The organism is Candidatus Manganitrophus noduliformans (assembly GCF_012184425.1).
In the GTDB taxonomy this organism is placed as follows: Bacteria; Nitrospirota; Nitrospiria; order SBBL01; family Manganitrophaceae; genus Manganitrophus; species Manganitrophus noduliformans.
This window is the reverse complement of sequence record NZ_VTOW01000002.1, coordinates 910139-929251: the sequence shown is the minus strand read 5'-3', so window position 1 is coordinate 929251 and position 19113 is coordinate 910139. Positions and strand designations below refer to the sequence as shown.

The window sequence follows — 19113 nt, the reverse complement described above, 5'->3', positions numbered from 1 at the left end:
CCTGCTTTTTCTTGAAAAAGGAAAGGGGGAGCAATGACCAAGGTAGAGCCGATCACCAATGAGTCAGTCGAAAGTGAAGCGCCACGTAAGCAGCATCCTGCACAAACCCTGATCGATCACATCCTGCAGAAGGTCTCCCGCCTGCAGCTTCCCGCCAAGGAATACTTCGAGCGCTACATGCGGCACAAGTGGCGCATGAACCACAAGCCGAGGACGCTTGGGAGTTCGTATACGTCCGTCATGCTCTTCCTCGCCTTTTATGGAGGGTCGGGCAAGAAGGATCTCAGGGAGATTGAACGGATTGACCTTGAAGCCTTTATCGAACATGAGCAGGACAGGGGGATCCGCCTCTCCACGGTGCGGACGAGGCTGGCCTGCATTATTGCTTTTTTGCATTTTCTGATCGAGCAGGATGTTCTCTCCGGGGCGTTTCTTAAACGGAGGATCAAGCTGAAGCTCCCCGACGTCCTCCCTCGGGCGATAAACCCTGCCGATGTGAGAAGACTTTTCTCTGTGATTGACGATATCCGGGACCGGGCCCTTTTCCTTCTGCTTTTACGGACGGGCATGCGGATCGGTGAGGCATTGGGACTGAGGATGACCGATCTAGATATTCAAGACAGAAAGATTCATCTCTTCGAGGGAGAGAAGAACAGCATGGGGAGGGTGGTTTACCTGAGCGATGATGCTCTGTTCGCCATAAAACTCTGGCTCAGACAAAGGCAGAAGAGCAAGCCGTTCGTCTTTTATGGTCAGGGCAATAAAGGCATCTGCTACAGTACGGGCCGCAACCTCTTCGTGAAATATCTGAAGAGGGCAGGGCTCGAGCAGAAAGGCTACACGGTGCATTGTCTTCGCCATACATTCGCCTCCGAGCTTCTCAATGCCGGGATGCGTCTGGAATGTCTCCAGCAGCTGCTGGGTCATCAGGATATTGAGGTGACCCGCCGCTATGCCCGGCTCACTGACAAAACTCGTGAACAAGAATACTTCCGGGCCATGGCCTTGATCGAAAAAGGGGGGATTGATGGAGACTACTGAGCTGATCCACTACCGCAGGGCCTTGAAGCGGAAAAACTACTCCGCTCATACCGTGAAGAACTACATCAACATCCTCGAACACTTCATCCGAGGGCTCACGGTCCCCCTCTGTGAAGTCACTGCCAAGCAGATCGACCTCTACACGGATCATCTGCTCCAGAAGCGGCGAACACCCAAAACGATCACCTGTCATCTGCAGACGATCCGTCTCTTCTTCGATTATCTCATCAACGAAGCGGGAAGAAGGATGGTGAATCCCGTGACTCGGATCTCGCTGCGCCTGCCAAAGCCCCTGCCCCGGCACCTGAAGGACGCGCAGGTCGGGAGGCTCTTTGCCTTCATCACGGATCTAAGAGACAGGGCCATGTTTATGTTGATGCTCCGCTGCGGTCTTCGGGTCAAAGAGGTTGCTCACCTGACCGTGGATGCGGTAGATTACCAGAGAAGACAGATCTTTGTCTTTAATGGGAAAGGGGGTAAGGACCGGATCGTCTACATGAGTGAAGACGCTCGCTCTGCTCTTTTAGCATACATCGAGAAACGATCATCGAAAGTGAAAGGATTATTTCTCGTGCAGAAGGGACCGATGAGAGGGAAACCCCTATCGGTCCGAGGAATCCAGAAGAGGATCGAATACTATGCGCGGAAAAGCAGTCTGGACGTCTCGTGTCATCGGCTTCGCCACACCATGGCCACGCAGCTTCTCAACGCTAATGCCGATCTTGTTACGATCCAGGACCTCCTGGGGCATGGCCAGATTACCACAACCCAGCGCTACTGCAGGGTAGCGAACATCAAGGTCCAACGAGACTACTACAAGGCCATGGAGGTGGTCCTGCAAAGAACGCAGACCCAAGAAGAAGATGACGACGATGGGGAAGAGACTTATATGCGGAAAATGAATAATGGAAAAAGGGAGATAAGCAACTAAAATCACAAGAAAAAGCAGGATATGTTACGTATAGCACCTACAAGTCTTCCAAAACTGAGATTTAGATGATTAAGGATTACCGACTGAAAGATGATGCTCAGGAACTCTAGTACACTGAGGTTTTCCTAATATCTATGCCGCCAACGGACGTCCTCGAGTAATATTAAACCTGCGCAGACTACAATACGTCGATCGACAATCTTATGCGAGTCTATAGTAAAATCGATAAAAGCTTGTCGACCTGCCAAACCCCTGAAATCTATTCCACCATACCACTTAATAAAACCAATGCCCTGGCAGCGTGATGAAAGAGTAAACAACAATGTTTCCCGTTCTGACGTAAGCTGTTTTGTCTCAAATCGACCTAGTTCCTCTCCTGAACCACCATATAGAATCCACTCGTGCTCGCCATGTCCGAAGAGAACCTTCTTTCGGGTTCTCTCCATCATGCCGATCGGGCGCGCGTGTTCATCACATATCGTATAGGTACCTTTCATTTCTATCGATAGAACCCTTTCCTTTTTCATCTCATCTGCATACACGGCCATAAACGGTTTTGGTGTCCATGGGAAAAAGGGTGTTTCAACTTGAGCGTATAGCTGTCTGTGCCCGGACACATCGCAAACAAAATACTTTCCTTGCAGGGTCCGGTTCTTACGATAAATAGAAAATTTACTTAATTCGAATGCAGATATCATGGTCACAACAATTATACTATCAGAGTAATGACTGGGTCCGTTTTGATGAGTATATCAAAGCTGTGGAACCCTAAGAGAATATATCAAAGGGTAACGCATCAATGTTTGGGTAATTCCGTATGAAATATAGGCTGTGGCGAAGATACAATGGCAGTTGATTACAGGAAGAAATTAAGAACCTCAAGCCCATCGCCCCCTAGGGCCGGAGTAACACCTTCAACGTCCCTCGCTCCGCCGCTTTCCGAAACGCTTCTTTTCCTCTCTTCAGCGGGAACACCTCTGTAATCAGCGGGCGAACGTCGACCTTCTTCCGAGAGAGCGCTTCCAGCGCCGGTGCAAACGGACCGCAGCGGGAACCGACCACGGTGACCTCGTCGATGACCACTTTCGCCAGATCCACTTTCGGGCGGCCGGCGCAGGTGGTCTTCAGGACGATCGTGCCTTGGGGACGGACGAGTTGTTGGGCGAGGTCGAAACCTTTTGGGGAGCCGGTGGCGTCGATGACGATGTCGGAGAGATGCTGGAGCGGGATGGTTTGGTCAGGGGAAAGAGATTGGATGCCCCACTGCTCCAGCGTCTTGTTCCGCTCTGGGTATCGTCCGACGACGACCAACCGGCAGCGGTCTTTCAGCACTTGTGCGATCAGAAGGCCGAGCTTGCCGTCGCCGAGGAGGGTGACGCGCTCTTCGGGACGGGTCGCAAGCTGCTCGGTGATTCGGAATGCGGCGGCGAGCGGTTCGGTGAAGACCGCTTCTTCGTCGGTGAGATTTTCCGGAACGAGATGGAGATTTTGAATCGGCAACGAGAGCTGCTCGGCGAAGCTGCCGTCTCTTCCCAGGATGCCGAGGACGGTTCGTTGAGAGCAATGATTTCGCATCCCCCGAACGCAGAAGCAGCAGCCGCCGCAGGCGGCGTTGATTTCACCGACGACCCGCTTCCCGATCCAGGCCTGATCGGGGGCCGCTTCGACGACGCCGACGAATTCGTGTCCCAGGATGCTGTGGAAACCCATGTAGCCCTTGGCGATCTCGAGATCGGTGCTGCAGATCCCGGCGAGGGAGACACGGATGCGGGCTTCGCCGGGCGCGGAGGGGAGCGGAAGATTCTTGCGGAGGGTCAGGGTTTTCTTAAAAGAGAGGCCCTGCATCGTTTACAAATAGAGTCCCTGGTACGGGGGATTGTTTTTGTCCGGCTCGCCGGCGACTTTGATCGTGCCGAAACGCTGCTCGTAACGCTGGATGTTCTCTTGAAGGGCCGCCAGAAACCGTTTGGCGTGGGCGGGGCTGGTGATGATGCGGGACCGCACCTTCGCCTTCGGCGCCTGCGGCTGGATGTAGATGAAGTCCATGACGAACTCGGTCTCGCTGTGGGTCAGAAGGGCGAGGTTCGTGTAGACTCCCTGGGAGGTGGCATCGTCGATTTCAACCTGGACTTGAACAGGGGGCTGCGATTGCTGACCGTTCGACATAACGCGTGTCCTTTTCTACTGAGTGATTAATCGAAGAGGGCTGGGCGGGCCAGTTCTTCCTTCGGCAGGGTGACCTTCACTTTCGGTTCCGCGCTTTCATGGTCGATCGTGACGAGCCGGTCGCCGAGCCGGTCGAGTTTCTTGGAGGCCTCTTCGTATTTGCCGCGCGTGTTCGAGAGATGTTTCCCGATGACATCGAAATCGTCTTTGAATTTAAGAAAGTCTCCCGAGAGCCGCTGCAGGCGCTGGTGGATCTCCTGCGCCGATTTCTCGATCCGCAGCCCGCGGAAACCGAGGACGATCGCCTGAAGATAAGCATAGAATGAGTTGGGGGAGACGGGGATCACCCGCTTCGTGAGGGCATAGCTGCAAAGGCTTTTCTCGTCGCCGAACGATTCGTCCTTGATGATCGTTTCGTAATAAACATTTTCGGCGGGGATATACATTAACGCAAAGTCATAGGTTCCTTCATCGGGGAGAATATATTTCGCGGCGATGGCATCGATGTGCTTTTTCACGTCGGTGAGAAACCGCTTCCGATGGGACTTCTTCTCCTCGTCAACGCTGGTTTCGATCATCTTCTTGAAGTTCTCGAGCGGAAACTTGGAATCGACCGACACCAGTCCCGGTCCCAGGGTGATCACGGCATCGACCGCTTCGTTGCTTTTAAAGCGATATTGCAGGGAGAAGTGGGTCGGCGGGAGGACCTGGGCGAGGAGCTCGCCTAAAAAAAGCTCGCCGAGGCTGCCGCGCAGCTTGGGGGCGCGGAGGATCTCCTGAAGCGATGAGATATCTTTTCCGACCTCGTAAACCTGCTGGGTCGCTTTGGTCAATTCTCCAAGGTTTTGCTTCACCTCGCCGACGACGCGCGCGGCGTTGTCGAGGCGGGTGCCGATCTGGCCGGTGGCCGAGGTGAGCTGCTGATTGACCGATTGAAGCTGGGAATTGACCTGCGTTGTGATTTGGGAAAGCTGCTGCTGCATCTGGTTCGTATTTGCGGTCAGCGTTTCCGAAAGCTGCTGGCGCAGCTGATCGACCTGCTGCTGCATCACGAGCATCCCGGCGTCGGGCGCTTGCGCGGGCGGCTTGAATGAGCGGACGAGGAGCACCAGAAGAAGGACCACCAAGACCGCAAGGAGAACAAAAATCCCCAGTTCCATAAAGAAGTGCTCCTGTTTGGTATCTGTTGATCATTACTACCGGAATCGAGGGGTGAAGTCAAACAGATTTTCAGAATCGAGGGAAGAGAGGCGGTCGGGTTTAATGAAATCGACGGAGGGTGCCGAATTATTTAAACCCAATTTTCCGGTTTGTGTTTTCCGGCGGGGCCATCAATTGCCGGATTGCTTCGAAGACCACCTGGAATTGCTCATCATATTTCTTTTCGAGTTCATCCAGTTTTTTCACCAGATCTTTGTGGGAGGCAATCATCTCGCGTAGTTTGACGAAGGTGCGCATGATGAGAATGTTGACCTCAATAGCCCGCTCGCTGTTCAAAGCGCTGGAGAGCATTGCGACCCCCTGTTCCGTGAAGGCATAGGGGAGGTATTTGAGGTGCTGACCGCGTCCTTTTTTTAAGGTCGCATTTTGCGACCTTAAAAATTTTGCTTCGTCCGCAGTAAGTTGAAACATAAAATCGGGTGGAAACCGCTTTATATTTCGGCGAACTTGTTCGTTCAATCTTTTTGTCGGCACGCCATAAAGTTTGGCAAGATCTCCGTCGAGCATCACCTTGTGTCCCCGGATAAAATAGATTTTCTGCTCAATGACTTCCGTAGGAATGGTTGTCTTCATTCAATGCTCCGCCTTGAAATCACCGGGTTGGGATGGGGTGATGATAGGTAATTACGGGATAATTGTCAATTCAGAGATTGCCGGACGCTCCATTTTTTGGCCTGGGATCAATTGGCCGTGCTTCCTTTACAACCCCAACCTCCTGTGTTACCTTTCCCCGCATGGATAAAAAGATCATCATCTGGGCCCATCGCGGCGCCTCCGGACACGCGCCGGAGAATACCCTTGTTGCATTTCAGAAGGCGATGGCGATGGGGGCCGACGGCATCGAGTGCGACCTGCGGGAGAGCCGGGAGGGGGATCTGGTCGTCTTCCACGATCCGACGATTAAACGGCTGACAGGACAGAGCGGCCGGGTCGTCGATCTAACCCTCTCCGAATTAAAGCGGCTTGATATCGGGAGCTGGTTTTCCCCTTCGTTTGCAAAGCAGACCGTTCTCACGGCGGCGGAGCTGATCGACAAAATCCCCCCTCCCTTCCTGCTGAACCTGGAGATCAAAGCGGCCTCTCCCCAGAAGGTGGTCGATCTGATCCAAAAGAAGGGAATCGTCGATCGGGTGATCGTCTCCTCGTTCGACCATATTCTCCTCAAAAAAGTCCGCTCCCTTCATCCCACCCTCCCGATCGGCTACCTGGTGGACCGGGAGCCGTTGAAGAAAATTCTGCAAGAAGCCCGACGGCTGGAAGCGGTCTCGATCCATCTCGCTTCCAAGCGGGTAACCCCCGACTTGATTGAAATAGCACACAAAGAAGGATTCAAGGTCTACGCTTACACCGTCAATGAACCCTCTCAAATGAACCTCTTTATGGGAATGGGGATCGATGGCCTCTTTACCAATTATCCTGATCGTTTGGCCGAGGTTCTAAGTAAAAAGAAGGAGTAAGGGGGCTTTCTCGCCCTAAAATCTTACTTGCGGATCGGCTTCCGGCGATGTTATCATCAAATCATTGTCTTTGGAGAATTTGACATTGTCCAAGGCCTTTGAGCCTCCACCTGACCCATCGAGAGACGCGCCCATTCAAAAAAAGAGCCATTCGATCCGGGGTACCCTTGTTCAAGAGGGGCTTTTTAGGCCCGAAGGGAATTCGGCGGCAGGAAACGACCTCTGGCGGATCGCGACCGAACCATACTGGATTACAAAAGAGGAGTTGGGTTTTCTAGAAACGCTTGGAAACCAGCTCCTTTCTTTTTACCAGGCGGCGAATCGGCTCTACCTCGACAGCGTCCATGGCCGGGCGCCCCGTTGGGTCGCAGGTTATCTCGATCAGGGAAAACCGGAATCGGTCGTCGAATATGGCCGGATGAACCGGTTTAAACAGGATCTGCCGGGGATCATTCGACCCGACCTCATCCCGACCGAAGAGGGGATGATTGCGACGGAATTGGATGCCGTTCCCGGCGGCATGGGGCTGACGGCGGGACTCTCGATTGCTTACGCTTCGGAGGGAGACCGTCCGGTCGGTGAGCGAGACGGGATGGTGGCCGGCTTCGAGCGGATGATCCGGGCCCATGCTTCCCAAGAGGATCCCCTTTTGGCAATCGTCGTCTCGGATGAATCGAAAGACTACCGCCCGGAGATGGATTGGCTGGGAGGGGCGCTCCACCAACGCGGGCTTCGGACGCGGGTGCTTCATCCGAGAGAGATCTCTTTTACCGAAGAAGGACTCTGGGCCGATCGGGAGCGGATCGATATCCTTTATCGTTTTTTCGAGCTCTTCGATCTAAAGAACATCCCGAAGTCGGAGCTGATCCTCTATGCCGCCAAGAAGAAGCAGGTGGCCATGACGCCGCCGCCGAAGGCGTTTCTGGAGGAGAAAAGTCTCTTCGCCCTCTTCCATCATCCGGTCCTACAAGAGTTCTGGCTGGGGCATTTGGGGGAGGGGACGATGTCTCAGCTCCGGCGGATTTTCCCAAAAACCTGGATCATCGATCCGCGCGAGGTCCCTCCCTATGCGATCATTCCCGACCTCACCTTGGAGAATCGGCCGGTCACCGATTTCCGGCAGCTGGGGGAGGCGACGCAGAAAGAGCGGCAGTTGATCATCAAGCCGTCCGGTTTCTCGGAGTTCGCCTGGGGAAGCCGTGGGGTGATCGCGGGCCACGATCATCCGGAAGAAGCGTGGAAAGGGGCGATCGATCGGGCGCTACAGAGCTTCCCGACGACCCCCCATCTCCTCCAGAAGTTCCACAAAGGGAAAAAGGTGACGGTCCGTTATTACGACTTCGAAGGAGAGCGAGAGGTTGCGATGGAGGGTCGTGCGCGGCTGTCGCCTTATTATTTTGTCGATGGGAAGGAAGCGAAGCTCGGAGGGATCTTGGCCACCGTCGTCTCCACCGAGAAGAAGCTGATTCATGGGATGGTCGACGCGGTCATGGCGCCGTGCGCTGTCGCAATCTAGAAAGGATTTGGCAAGCGAAACAATGGAAAAAATGAAACTGTATGATCTTGATTCCTGTCCTTATTGTCGGATGGTGCGGGATAAATTGGAGGAGCTGGGGCTGGAATACGAGAAGATCGCGGTTCCTTCCTATCGGCCGAACCGGAAGGAGGTCTTCGAGGTCTCGGGGCAATATTTGGTGCCGGTGTTGGTCGACGGCGATGTCGTCCTGGACGACGAGGATGAGATCATCGCCTATCTGGAAAAAAAGTACGGACAGCAGCCCTGACGAGGGGGCGGGCCTTTCTATCTTTAATTAAGAGGGGAGTGATCGCTGTGGAGCAGTGGCAGAAAGATATCAAAGAAAGTATCGACGACGTCGAGACGCTGGAGAAGATGTTGGGCGTCCCTGCGGAAGAGGTGCGCGAGATTGTCGAGCAGTACCCGATGCGGATCACGCCGCATGTCTTTAAATTAATCAGAGAGAAGGGGGATTCCATCTGGAAGCAGGTGGTTCCGACCGCCGAGGAAGACCATCCCGACGCCGCCTGCGATTCCGAAGACCCGCTGCACGAGGAGAAAGACAGTCCCGTGCCGAATCTGGTCCATCGCTATCCCGACCGGGTGCTGCTGGTCATCACCAACCAATGCCCGATCTACTGCCGATTCTGCACCCGAAAGCGGTTTGTCGGCTCCCCCGGCACGCTGACGCCGGAGAATCTCAAGCAGGTGGTCGATTACATCTCGGCCCATACCGAAATCCGCGACATCATCCTCTCCGGCGGCGATCCGCTGATGGTGGTCGACATGCTTCTGGAGCGGGTCTTAAAGGCGCTCCGCGCGATTCCGCACCTGGAGATCATCCGGATCGGCACCCGCGTGCCGGGAACCCTTCCCTCCCGGATCACCGAGAACCTCTGCAACATGCTCAAGAAGTACCACCCGCTTTATATGAACCTTCATTTCAATCACCCCGACGAGATCACCCCCGAGGTCGCCAAGGCCTGCGGGATGCTCGCCGATGCGGGGATTCCGCTCGGCAGCCAGACCGTTTTGCTGGAAGGGGTGAACGACGACCCGGAGGTGATGAAACGGCTGATGCAGAAACTCCTCTCGATCCGGGTGAAGCCGTATTATATCTATCAAGCCGACCTGGTGAAGGGGACGCATCATTTCCGGACCCGTGTGGAGAAGGGATTGAAGATCATCTCCGCGCTGCGCGGCCATACCTCCGGAATGGCGGTGCCGCACTATGTGATCGACGCCCCCGGCGGCGGAGGAAAGGTGGCGATTCTTCCCCAGGACACCCTCCTTTATCTCGATGACGACCAGGCGATTGTGAAGAACTACGAGGAGAAGACCTTCAAATACTCCCAGCCGAACGTTCCCAAAGAGGTCAATAAGGATGCGGCTTCCTTCTGGGTGGTTCCCCACGATACCGACTAGAAAATTGATGGTTTTGATTGCAAGCATTCCCCATTTGTGGTAGCGTACTTCCAATCGAACACACTATATGGGGATGGGAACGCTTAGCGGAGGGATCGGATGATTAAGAGCGATCGATGGATTCGGCGTATGGCCAAAGATTATGGAATGATTCAGCCGTTTGAGGAAAAACAAGTCCGCGCCGGGGGAATTTCCTACGGTGTCTCCTCTTACGGTTACGATATCCGGATTGCCAACGAATTTAAGATCTTCACCAACATCAACAACACCCTCGTCGACCCGAAGGAATTCGATCCCAAATCGTTCGTCGACTTCAAAGGGGATGTTTGCGTCATTCCCCCCAACTCCTTTGCCTTGGGGAAGAGCGTCGAGTTCTTCAAGATCCCCCGCAATGTCATGACGATCTGCGTTGGAAAATCGACCTACGCCCGCTGCGGCATCATCACCAACGTCACCCCGTTCGAGCCGGAGTGGGAGGGGTTCGTCACCCTGGAGATCTCCAACACCACCCCGCTGCCGGCGAAGATCTACGCCAACGAGGGGATTGCCCAGGTTCTTTTCTTCGAGTCGGATGAGGAGTGTGAGGTTTCCTACGCCGATAAGAAAGGAAAATATCAATCTCAAGTCGGGATCACGCTTCCCAAGATTTAGTGTCAACGATGAACCTGTTCGCCATGAGAAAAACGGAGGGAAGCGTGAGGAAGAAGCCGTTTGCGACCGACATGAAGACCCTCGAACGCGAAACCGAAATCTCCTTTTATAAAAGCAGCGGCCCGGGCGGACAGAAAAAAAATAAAACCGAATCGGCCGTCCGCCTCCACCATCCTCCCTCCGGTCTGATCGTCATCGCAACCGAGCAGCGCTCTCAAGCCCAGAACCGCCTCCTTGCCTTCCGCCGACTGCAGCGAAAATTGGCGGGACTGAACCGGGTCCCGAAGCCGAGGGTAAAGACCCGACCTCCAAAGGCGGCCAAGGAAAGAGTCCTCGCGTTCAAGAAAAAGCTTGCCGAAAAGAAACAGCTGCGCCAGTCAAAAGAGATTACCCCGTAACAGCCCTGAACGACCGCTTTTTCTCTCCGGGTCGGACATCCATGAACGAGCTGAGGTTCCCCTAGCGCGGATCGGATTTGGGGATAAAATAGGGGAGCGGTATTTTGGGGGCCAGGGTCGGGTGGGATTGATCGAGGAGATTTTTCCCGCACCCGTTGCAATGCGCAGTACCGCTCTTATACGGCGATCCGCAAGAGCGGCAATGAAGCGCGATCATAAACCGGCACTTCCAGCAAAAAGAGCGATGATCTCCATTCCGGACCTTACATTTTGGACATTCCATAAGTAAAATTTACCAGATCACGCTGATTCGTCAATCTGGAGAAAGACCGCCTTCTAGGGTGAGGATGTGCGGTGATTGCCGCAGAGGTTGGCGGGATTCAAACCGATGTTCGAACGATGCGTTTTTTCCAAGAAGCGAATACTTGTAGTGGAAGCAGGCTGAATAAACCATTTATTTTTCTTCCAACTCCTTCAACCTTGTTTCGGCCTGCTTGGCCGTTTCGGTTTCCGGATACTCTTTCAGAATCCGCTCGTAAAGCTGCCGCGCATGTTTGAAGTTCCGCTGCTGCTCTTCGAATTGCGCGGTGTCGTAAAGCTCTTTGCTTTTCGCTTCCGGGTTGCCGCATCCGACCGCCAGCAACAGTAGGCCGATTGAGAAAAATTGATTGATCCGATTCCGCCAGCCCATCGATCACTCCGTTAGTAAGCCGATCTGTTCCATCTCCCCCTCGCCCTCTTCCCCCGGCTCTTCCGGCGCCAACAACCGGCCCGACGCCAGGGTCCGCTCGATCTGCCGGGAGGTCTCTTTCTGAAGCTTCTCGGAGATCCAAATTTCCTTTCCCTCGCGCGATCCGACGAAGGCGCCGCCGTGGAAGGCGACGGCGTTCGACGGCTGGGCCGTCACCCGCCGGCCCGGTGTCAGAATGCCGATCAGGTTCAATGGATCGACCGCCGAGAGAAAAACCGTCTCCGTCTCCGGCGGATGCTGTTTCAGATGACGCAGCGACTCGACCGCCTCCGGCAGGCCATATTGCTCCCCGCCGACGTCGAGGACGAATCGCCCCCCCCGAACCTCTCCCCGTTGTTCCAGCCGCCGCAGGATTGGGAGAAGCCGATACCAGGGAGGCGCTCCCTCTTCGCGGCCCATGAGATCCCTGAAGAGAATCCCATAGCGCTGAAGAAGCTGCCAAGCCCACGCCTCGATGCGATCTTCAGGTGGAATGGTATCGGGAGCGGAGGGGAGGATGGTCCATCTTCCGCTTCCGCGCGCGCGGGGCGTCCGCTTCCACCCGCGCCGCCGTCGGGAGAGGGCGGCGCGCTCCGCACGATTCGGGTCGGTCAGCAACCGGACCGCCGAGAACCCATCGCCTGTGACCAGACCGGCGGCGACCAGCTCCCAAAGGGCTTCGTCGATTTGGGTCGAAAGAAGGCGGGTGGCGGAGAGAAGATCGGAGATAAACGACGCCCCCTGCCGGCGGAGCGCTTCAAGGACCGTCTTCGCATTTTCGCTGAGAAAGGGAAGCTCTTCCAATGATGTTCTGAGCCAGCCGAGATCTTCCCGCGCCATGAGCGAGATCGGAAGGTTTCGCGTCGCCTGCCGGGGCCGGCCCGGTTCGTCGCCGTTGCTCTTCTTCGCGACGGGCGGGCTGAGTCGTCCCCAGGCGACTTCGCCGTTCAAGCAGAGCTCATCGAGCCAGGCCGGATTGTAGCGGGCGATCCGGGAGGGGAGGATGATCCGCTCCCACGCGCTGGCCGCAATCTCGAATCCCTGGAGCTGCTCGATCACCGAGAAGAGTCCCTCGCGTCCATGCAGCTGCGTTTTCGGAAGGAGCCGATGCCACTGCAGGAGGAACTGGAGGAAGGTTTCCACCGAGGCCGGCTCGATCTGACGCCGCAGGCGGTCGAGTGTCAGACGGTGGATACGTGCAAGCAACCGACGTGCACACCATTCGGTCTCCGGTGCATCCGGCGTGAAGCGCCCCCGCAGGACAAAACCTTCCGCTTCCAATGCCCCTAACGCTGATTCAACGTGGTCCGGATTCAATCCAAGATCATGAGCGATCTGGGCTGTTGTGGCCGGGCCGACCACCTCCAACCGCCCGCGCGCCAGCGCCACCCATCCTTCGGAGGCCGACCCATCTTGGCGAATCCCGTCCGGAATCGTCGGCGTCGTCTGCGGAACGAGATCGGGCCGGGCGGCATGAGCCATCGGCCACTGCTCGACGGCGATCCAGAAGCGCCGGCCATCCGGACCGCGTGCTTCGACCGCACGGCCGGAGAGGCGGAGCGTGTGAAAGAAGGGGGCCCACGCTTCACCCTCGGCGGCCGGGAGCATTCCGATCAAGAGGAGCGCATCGTGCAGCTCGTCGGCGTCGCGGACCAACGGCCAGGCCTCTTTCCGGACCTGCTCGATGGCGAGCGGGTCGAGACGGCCGATGTCGCGGACCGACTCCACCGTCAGCGTCCGCCGGGTCGCCACCGCCCGCGCCCGCCGTTCTTCCAGCGGCGCGTCATCCAGGAAGGCATACGGGCTGGCATTGAGAATCTGGTAGGCGAAAGGGGTCGGCTCGCGCGTGTCGGCGGCGGTGATTTCGATCTCGCCCCGTTCAATCGCACGCAGCAGATCGAGCCAGCCGTCGATATCCATCGCCTCATGCAGACAGTCGACGATCGTCTGCTCGACCAGGGGATGATCGGGGACCGGGATGTCTCCCGGCAGGTTTTCCCGGCAGGCGACCTGTTGCGGGAAGACGGCGCAGAGCAGGTCGTCCGATTTCATCCGCTGGAGCGCCGGCGGGACCCGCTTGCCGTTCCGCTGACGCAGGATCGCGAGCGAGCGGTTGGCGTTCCACCGCCACCGTGTGTTGAACATCGGCGCGGCGAGGAGCGCCTGGACCAAAATCTCCCGGCCCTGCTCGGCGCGGAGCATCTTCGCAACCTGTTCGAGCGGGAAGCTCTGCTGCGGCCCGAGCGAAAGAACGATGCCGTTGTCGTCGGCGCTCGCCTGCAGCTCAAAATCAAACGTCCGGCAGAAGCGCTTTCGCAGGGCGAGTCCCCACGCCCGGTTGATCCGCCCGCCGAAGGGGGAGTGAATCACCAGCTGCATCCCCCCCGACTCATCGAAGAAGCGTTCGAAGAGAAGATGCCGCTGGGTGGGGAGAAGACCGATCGCGGCTTTCTGTGCCTGGGCATAATGGACCATCTGGCGGGCGCCGAATTCATCCAGCGCCGCCTCTTCCCTCAGCCACGCGGCGGCCTCGTCGGGCCGATCGACCCGGTCGGAAAGTTCTTCGCGCAGATCGGAAAGCGCCGCCGACAGCTCCACCGTCCGCGCCGGCGCTTCGCCGCGCCAGAAGGGGATCGTCGGAGGGGCGCCGTGGGCGTCGGTGACGACGACATCGCCGCCGCGGACATGAACGACACGCCAGGAGGTGTTTCCCAAGAGAAAGACATCTCCCGAGAGGCTCTCGACGGCGAAATCTTCATCGACCGATCCGACGACGATCTTCTCCGGCTCCGCCACCACCCGATAGTCGGCCAGCTCCGGGATCGCGCCGCCGGAGGTGATCGCCGCCAGGCGGGCCCCGCGCCGGGCCTTGATCTTCTTGTTCACCCGATCGTGATGGAGGTACGCCCCGCTCCGGCCGAGCCGGGTGGCGAATCCTTCGCTCAACATCTGAACGACTGCGCCGAATTTCTCTCGCGTCAGCTGATGATAGGGCCAGGCGGCGCGGCTGAGGTCGAAGAGGGCCTGCTCGTCCATCTCCCGGTCGGCCGTCTCGGCGATGATCTGCTGCGCCAGGATATCGATCGGCGCCTCCGGCGGAATGATCCGGTCGAGGCGGCCATGGCGGATCGCCCGGATCAGCGCGGCGCACTCGATCAACTCATCCCGCGTGAGGGCAAAGAGCCGGCCCTTGGGGGTGAGGCCGAGGGCATGGCCGGAGCGCCCGACCCGCTGCAGGAAGGTCGCGATCGACCTGGGGGAGCCGACCTGGATGACCAGATCGATGAAGCCGATATCGATCCCCAGCTCCAAGGAGGCGGTGGCGACGACCGCCTTGAGCTCTCCCGCTTTTAGACGCTGCTCCGCTTTCAGCCGGATCTTTTTCGAGAGGCTGCCGTGGTGGGACGAGACCGCGTTCTCTCCGAGAAGTTCTGCGAGCTGATGGGTCACCCGCTCCGCCAGCCGGCGGGTGTTGACGAAGACGAGGGTGCTTCGATGCTGCTGGATCAGCGCCGCGAGGCGATGGTAGACCTCGGCCCACTGCTCGTTCGAGCAGACGGCGGAGAGCTCGCTGGGAGGAACTTCGATGGCCAGATCGAGATTGCGCTGGTGGCCGACATCGACAATCGCGCAGGGGGAATGTCCATTGGCATCGACCCGTTTGCTGCCGATCAAAAACCGCGCGATCTCTTCCATCGGCCGCTGTGTGGCGGAGAGGCCGATCCGGACCGGCCGTTTATTACAGAGCGCTTCCAGCCGCTCGAGCGAAAGAGCCAGGTGCGATCCCCGTTTGTCCCGCGCGACGGCATGGATTTCATCGACGATCACCGTCTCCACCGTCCGCAGAATCTCCCGGCTTTTCTGTGCGGTGAGCAAAAGATAAAGAGATTCCGGCGTCGTCACCAGAATGTGCGGCGGCTTCCGGAGCATTGCCTGCCGCTCGTGCGAGGGGGTATCGCCGGTTCGGACCAGCGCCCGGATCTCCGGAAGCTTCACCCACTGTTTGACGGCGCGCTTTTGGATCTCCTCCAGCGGCGTCTGAAGGTTTCGTTGTACATCGCTGCTGAGCGCTTTGAGCGGCGAAACATAGAGGACCTTCACTTCATGGGTGAGCCGCCCCGCGATCCCGTCCCGAACCAGCCGATCGATGGCGCAGAGAAAGGCCGCCAGCGTCTTTCCCGATCCGGTCGGCGCGGCGATGAGTGTATCTTCGCCCGAGAGAATAGGGGGCCAACCGAGTTTCTGCGGCTCGGTCGGCTCGCCGAATTTTTCTCTGAACCAGTCGGCAATAATGGGATGAAAGGGGGTTAAAGACATGAGGGTCATTATACACTTTGGGAGGGGGGTAGGGAAGAGCGAGAGGAAATAGGAAAGGGAAGGACCGGCATTTTTCACGTGGATGAGAATGAGAATTGTGGTAGAGTGTGGATTGCCTTAACAGAACCGGACTACTTGAGAGATTAACTACGCACTCGAAGCGACCGTGAAACACCGCGGGGTTTTATACTAGGCGGCGGGCCACCTTGATCGTGAGGGGGGCAGATGCGAAGAATTTTTCTCATTGTTCTGATAATTATCCTATCCGGGTGCAGCACCTTCCGGAGCGCCAAGCTTTTTGCCCCCACCTGGTTCGGATTCGTTCAGATCGACGACGGCGTTTATGTCGATGCGTCGATGCCGTCCTCCCAACGCGAGACATTGCTGGAGACGATCGGCGCCGCGAAGGCGCGCGTCTCGGATTTCTTCGGCCGTCTCAAAGGCAACCCTACGATTTATGCTTGCTCCACCGAGGCTTGTTTTGTTTCAAACGGCGGTGTGACCGCAAGAGGAAAAGCGTATGGATCGTCCAGAGTGTTGCTCTCTCCCCGCGGACTCGGCCTGGTGACGATCTCTCACGAGTTGACGCATGTCGAGCTTTACCGCCGGGTCGGTGATTTCAGGGCCTGGCATGCGATCCCACCCTGGTTCGATGAGGGGCTGGCGGTTCTGGTCAGCCAAGACCCCGACTACACCATCGATACGTGGCTTCGGGCCACCGACAACGGCCGGGGCGCTCCGGCGCTCAAACTTCTCGGCAATGCGGTCCCCTGGGCCGATGGGCAGCGGAGCTACGGCACGGCGAGGCAAGTCGTCGGAGAGTGGCACTCCCGCGCCGGCTCGGAAGGGCTTTTCCGTCTCATCCGCGGGATCAAGGCAGGCCACGATTTCGACACCCTGTTCGGCCGCTATCCCTACCTGCCGATCCCGTCGGACCCGCTGCCCCACACCGTCGCTACACAGAACGCGAGTTGGACGCCGTGAGTCCGTTCGCGCTTCTTTCGCGCCCCCGTCGGCGACCGCGCACGACCGAAACGAACTCCCACTCCCGACCCCGAGCAACATTCGTCTCCCATTCTTTTCATTCAATTAAAAAAAGATATTGACACCGTAAATCCGGATGGAGTATCTTGTCGATGATATTGAGATTGATTCTCAATTCCAGTCAGTGAGGCTCGCGCCGTAGCATATTGGCCCAAAGCCCAAAGCCGAATCACTTCGGCTTTGGGCTTTTTTATTTTCACCGGGCGGAAACGGGGCGGGCGATCTTTTTTCAGGTAGGAGGAATCTTATGGACGCGGTCTTTCATCGGTTGGCCCTCTTGGGGGATATATGGGTGCTCTGGCTGCTCGTCGCCGCCAGCGTGGTTTCTTTGGGGGTCATGCTGGAGCGGGGGTGGGTTTTCCGGAAAAACCGGCTCGACTTTCCGCGTTTTCTGGAGACGTTGGCCGGTTGCTTGGAAGAGGGAGATCTGGCGGGTGCGCGGCAGGCGGCGGAGAACGGACGGGGGGTCGAAGCGCGGGTGGCGGCGGCGGGGCTGGCGCACTTTGCCAAAGGGCCGGCCTCCGTGTCGGAAGCGATGACCTCCCGTCTGGTGCTGGAGCGGGCCGCGTTGGAGCGGAATTTGATCATCCTCGGGAGTCTCGGGAACAACGCGCCGTTCATCGGATTGTTCGGCACGGTCCTCGGCATCATCAAAGCCTTCAACGACCTCGCCACCAGCGGGCAGTCGGGGATCGGCGTCGTGATGGTCGGCATCTCCTCGGCGCTGATCGCCACGGCGTTCGGAATTTTCGTGGCGATCCCGGCGGTGGCGGCCAACAATGCCTTTCACACGAAGGTAAAGCGGGTGAGCGCCAACGCCCAGAGCCTCATTCACAGGATGCAGGTCTATTTGAGGGATGAAACCAAGCGGGACCAACATCGCCTTGTCGGCGCAACGGAAGAGGAGAAGGAAGAGGTGCGCGCATGAGCGGATCGGATTCCGGCGACGACGGGGCGGTCACCGGCATCAATGTCACGCCGCTGGTCGACGTGGTGCTGGTGCTCCTGATCATCTTTATGGTCACGGCCCATTTTACCTCCAACGGGGAGCTGAAGATCAATCTCCCCAAGACCGCCGCGGCGGAGGCCCCTCCCACCGCCGCCGGCCTGATCGTCTCGCTCGACGGCGACGGCCGTCTTTATTTGATGGAAGAAGCGGTCGATCTCAACGGCCTGAAGGCGAACCTGGCGCGCGAGGCGGAGTTGAATCCCGGCGTGCGGGTGACATTGTCCGCCGACGGCGGGATTCACTACCAACAGGTGGTCGGCGTTCTCGACGCGATCAAGCAATCGGGGGTCACGCGGGTGGCGTTGGCGTCGGAGCAGGGGGCGTCGCCTTAAGATGATTCTCCTTAAGCAGATATTCAGCGGCACAAGTATCGGGATCTTTCTCTCAACCCTCGTCCATGCCGGATTGGGCGGCGGGGTCTACTATACCTTGACCTCGGCCGTCGAGCCATCCCCCCGCGTTGTGGCCGAACTCGACCTCTCCATGACGTCGCTTTTACCGGCTCCCCCCGCCCCGCCCCCGCCGCCGGGACCGGGAGCCCAGGCGAAAACAACGCCCGCTCCGGTCCGGACCGTCGCGAAGAAGCGGGCGGCGGCGTCTTCTCTCCCCCAGAAGGAGACGCCGCCGAAGCCGGAAGCGATCATCCCGCCGGTCGTTTCGGAAGTCTCCTCCGATCTTCCGGAGGTTCCGGAAGCGCCTGAAACCCCCTCCACGGAGGAGGCTCCTTCGGGGGTCTCTTCCGTGGAGGCTCAGGAGACAGACGCGGGCGAGTCCGCCGCAGAAGAACCTGTCTCCGTCGCCGCGGCGGAGAGCGGCGAACCCGGGGGTGTGACCGGGGGAATTCCGGGGGGGACTCCCGGCGGGGAGATGGGCGGGGTGTCCGGGGGATCGGCCGGCGCCGCGGGCCGCTACCTTTCCGCCGCTCAAGTCGCCAAACTCCCTCAATGGGTCGACAATCTCATCACCCCCCGCGACTACCCCCGCTCGGCGCGCCGGAGGGGGAAGGACGGACGGGTGCTCCTCTCGGTTTTCATCGACGCGGCCGGCCGGGTAAGGGATGTCCGTCTGTTGCAGGGAAGCGACGAAGCCTTGAACGAAGTGGCCCTTCGCAAAGTCCGGGAGGCGGTCTTCACCCCGGCCTACAACCGGGAGGGGGAGCCGGTCGCCTGCAAGGTGACCCTCCCGATCCGGTTCCATTTACAATAGG

At 58.0% G+C, this 19113-nt stretch carries 19 protein-coding genes; 12 read left to right on the top strand and 7 right to left on the bottom strand.

Going from position 1 to position 19113, the window contains the following annotated elements:
- Nucleotides 1–33: 33 nt before the first annotated feature.
- Together MNODULE_RS13565 and MNODULE_RS13560 are read left to right on the top strand one after the other, a co-directional pair.
- A complete protein-coding gene (locus tag MNODULE_RS13565; protein WP_168060659.1) occupies nucleotides 34–1041 on the top strand; it encodes a tyrosine-type recombinase/integrase in 1008 nt (335 codons plus the stop codon).
- Nucleotides 1028–1972 carry a tyrosine-type recombinase/integrase gene (locus MNODULE_RS13560; RefSeq protein ID WP_168060657.1) on the top strand — a complete coding sequence of 315 codons (945 nt, stop codon included), beginning with the start codon at nucleotides 1028–1030 and terminating at the stop codon, nucleotides 1970–1972. Before MNODULE_RS13565 ends, MNODULE_RS13560 begins: the two co-directional genes overlap by 14 nt.
- 125 nt (nucleotides 1973–2097) lie before the next feature.
- Here MNODULE_RS13560 and MNODULE_RS13555 read toward each other — a convergent pair whose 3' ends face one another.
- The 5 genes from MNODULE_RS13555 to MNODULE_RS13535 all read right to left on the bottom strand — a co-directional run bounded on the left by MNODULE_RS13555 (nucleotide 2098) and on the right by MNODULE_RS13535 (nucleotide 5932).
- Nucleotides 2098–2676: a hypothetical protein gene (locus MNODULE_RS13555; protein WP_168060655.1), complete on the bottom strand. Its 579-nt coding sequence runs from the start codon at nucleotides 2674–2676 to the stop codon at nucleotides 2098–2100.
- 190 nt (nucleotides 2677–2866) lie between these two features.
- Nucleotides 2867–3817 (bottom strand): MDR/zinc-dependent alcohol dehydrogenase-like family protein, encoded by a 951-nt coding sequence (locus tag MNODULE_RS13550; protein WP_168060653.1) that lies wholly within the window; start codon nucleotides 3815–3817, stop codon nucleotides 2867–2869.
- A 3-nt stretch (nucleotides 3818–3820) separates the two neighbouring features.
- The gene (locus MNODULE_RS13545; RefSeq protein WP_168060651.1) at nucleotides 3821–4138 is read right to left on the bottom strand and encodes a DUF3467 domain-containing protein; all 318 of its coding nucleotides are present in this window, start codon (nucleotides 4136–4138) and stop codon (nucleotides 3821–3823) included.
- A 26-nt stretch (nucleotides 4139–4164) separates the two neighbouring features.
- Nucleotides 4165–5298 (bottom strand): DNA recombination protein RmuC, encoded by a 1134-nt coding sequence (locus tag MNODULE_RS13540; protein WP_168060649.1) that lies wholly within the window; start codon nucleotides 5296–5298, stop codon nucleotides 4165–4167.
- A gap of 127 nt (nucleotides 5299–5425) precedes the next feature.
- A complete protein-coding gene (locus MNODULE_RS13535; RefSeq protein WP_181071040.1) occupies nucleotides 5426–5932 on the bottom strand; it encodes an ORF6N domain-containing protein in 507 nt (168 codons plus the stop codon).
- Between the two features lie 161 nt (nucleotides 5933–6093).
- Here MNODULE_RS13535 and MNODULE_RS13530 point away from each other — a divergent pair, with 161 nt between their 5' ends.
- The 6 genes from MNODULE_RS13530 (at nucleotide 6094) to MNODULE_RS13505 (ending at nucleotide 10806) form a co-directional block, all read left to right on the top strand.
- Nucleotides 6094–6816 (top strand): glycerophosphodiester phosphodiesterase, encoded by a 723-nt coding sequence (locus tag MNODULE_RS13530; RefSeq protein ID WP_168060647.1) that lies wholly within the window; start codon nucleotides 6094–6096, stop codon nucleotides 6814–6816.
- 85 nt (nucleotides 6817–6901) lie between these two features.
- Complete coding sequence (locus MNODULE_RS13525; protein ID WP_238339485.1) at nucleotides 6902–8332, top strand: hypothetical protein; 1431 nt, start codon at nucleotides 6902–6904, stop codon at nucleotides 8330–8332.
- Nucleotides 8333–8354: 22 nt separating this feature from the next.
- Nucleotides 8355–8600: a glutathione S-transferase N-terminal domain-containing protein gene (locus tag MNODULE_RS13520; protein WP_168060645.1), complete on the top strand. Its 246-nt coding sequence runs from the start codon at nucleotides 8355–8357 to the stop codon at nucleotides 8598–8600.
- Nucleotides 8601–8638: 38 nt separating this feature from the next.
- Complete coding sequence (locus MNODULE_RS13515) at nucleotides 8639–9757, top strand: KamA family radical SAM protein (RefSeq protein WP_320412468.1); 1119 nt, start codon at nucleotides 8639–8641, stop codon at nucleotides 9755–9757.
- A gap of 99 nt (nucleotides 9758–9856) precedes the next feature.
- Entirely contained in the window at nucleotides 9857–10408 is a 552-nt protein-coding gene (gene dcd, locus MNODULE_RS13510; RefSeq protein WP_168060644.1) for a dCTP deaminase, read from the top strand.
- A 44-nt stretch (nucleotides 10409–10452) separates the two neighbouring features.
- Entirely contained in the window at nucleotides 10453–10806 is a 354-nt protein-coding gene (locus MNODULE_RS13505; protein WP_202882211.1) for a peptide chain release factor-like protein, read from the top strand.
- A 454-nt stretch (nucleotides 10807–11260) separates the two neighbouring features.
- Here MNODULE_RS13505 and MNODULE_RS13500 read toward each other — a convergent pair whose 3' ends face one another.
- Together MNODULE_RS13500 and MNODULE_RS13495 are read right to left on the bottom strand one after the other, a co-directional pair.
- Nucleotides 11261–11497: a tetratricopeptide repeat protein gene (locus MNODULE_RS13500; RefSeq protein WP_168060640.1), complete on the bottom strand. Its 237-nt coding sequence runs from the start codon at nucleotides 11495–11497 to the stop codon at nucleotides 11261–11263.
- Nucleotides 11498–11500: 3 nt separating this feature from the next.
- Nucleotides 11501–15853: a DEAD/DEAH box helicase gene (locus MNODULE_RS13495; protein ID WP_168060638.1), complete on the bottom strand. Its 4353-nt coding sequence runs from the start codon at nucleotides 15851–15853 to the stop codon at nucleotides 11501–11503.
- Nucleotides 15854–16078: 225 nt separating this feature from the next.
- Here MNODULE_RS13495 and MNODULE_RS13490 point away from each other — a divergent pair, with 225 nt between their 5' ends.
- The 4 genes from MNODULE_RS13490 (at nucleotide 16079) to MNODULE_RS13475 (ending at nucleotide 19112) form a co-directional block, all read left to right on the top strand.
- Nucleotides 16079–16837 (top strand): hypothetical protein, encoded by a 759-nt coding sequence (locus MNODULE_RS13490; protein WP_168060636.1) that lies wholly within the window; start codon nucleotides 16079–16081, stop codon nucleotides 16835–16837.
- 307 nt (nucleotides 16838–17144) lie between these two features.
- A complete protein-coding gene (locus MNODULE_RS13485; protein WP_168060634.1) occupies nucleotides 17145–17825 on the top strand; it encodes a MotA/TolQ/ExbB proton channel family protein in 681 nt (226 codons plus the stop codon).
- A complete protein-coding gene (locus MNODULE_RS13480) occupies nucleotides 17822–18238 on the top strand; it encodes an ExbD/TolR family protein (RefSeq protein ID WP_168060632.1) in 417 nt (138 codons plus the stop codon). Before MNODULE_RS13485 ends, MNODULE_RS13480 begins: the two co-directional genes overlap by 4 nt.
- A 1-nt stretch (nucleotide 18239) precedes the next feature.
- Nucleotides 18240–19112, top strand: a complete 873-nt coding sequence (locus MNODULE_RS13475; RefSeq protein WP_168060630.1) for an energy transducer TonB — start codon at nucleotides 18240–18242, stop codon at nucleotides 19110–19112.
- The last annotated feature ends 1 nt before the right edge of the window (nucleotide 19113 follow it).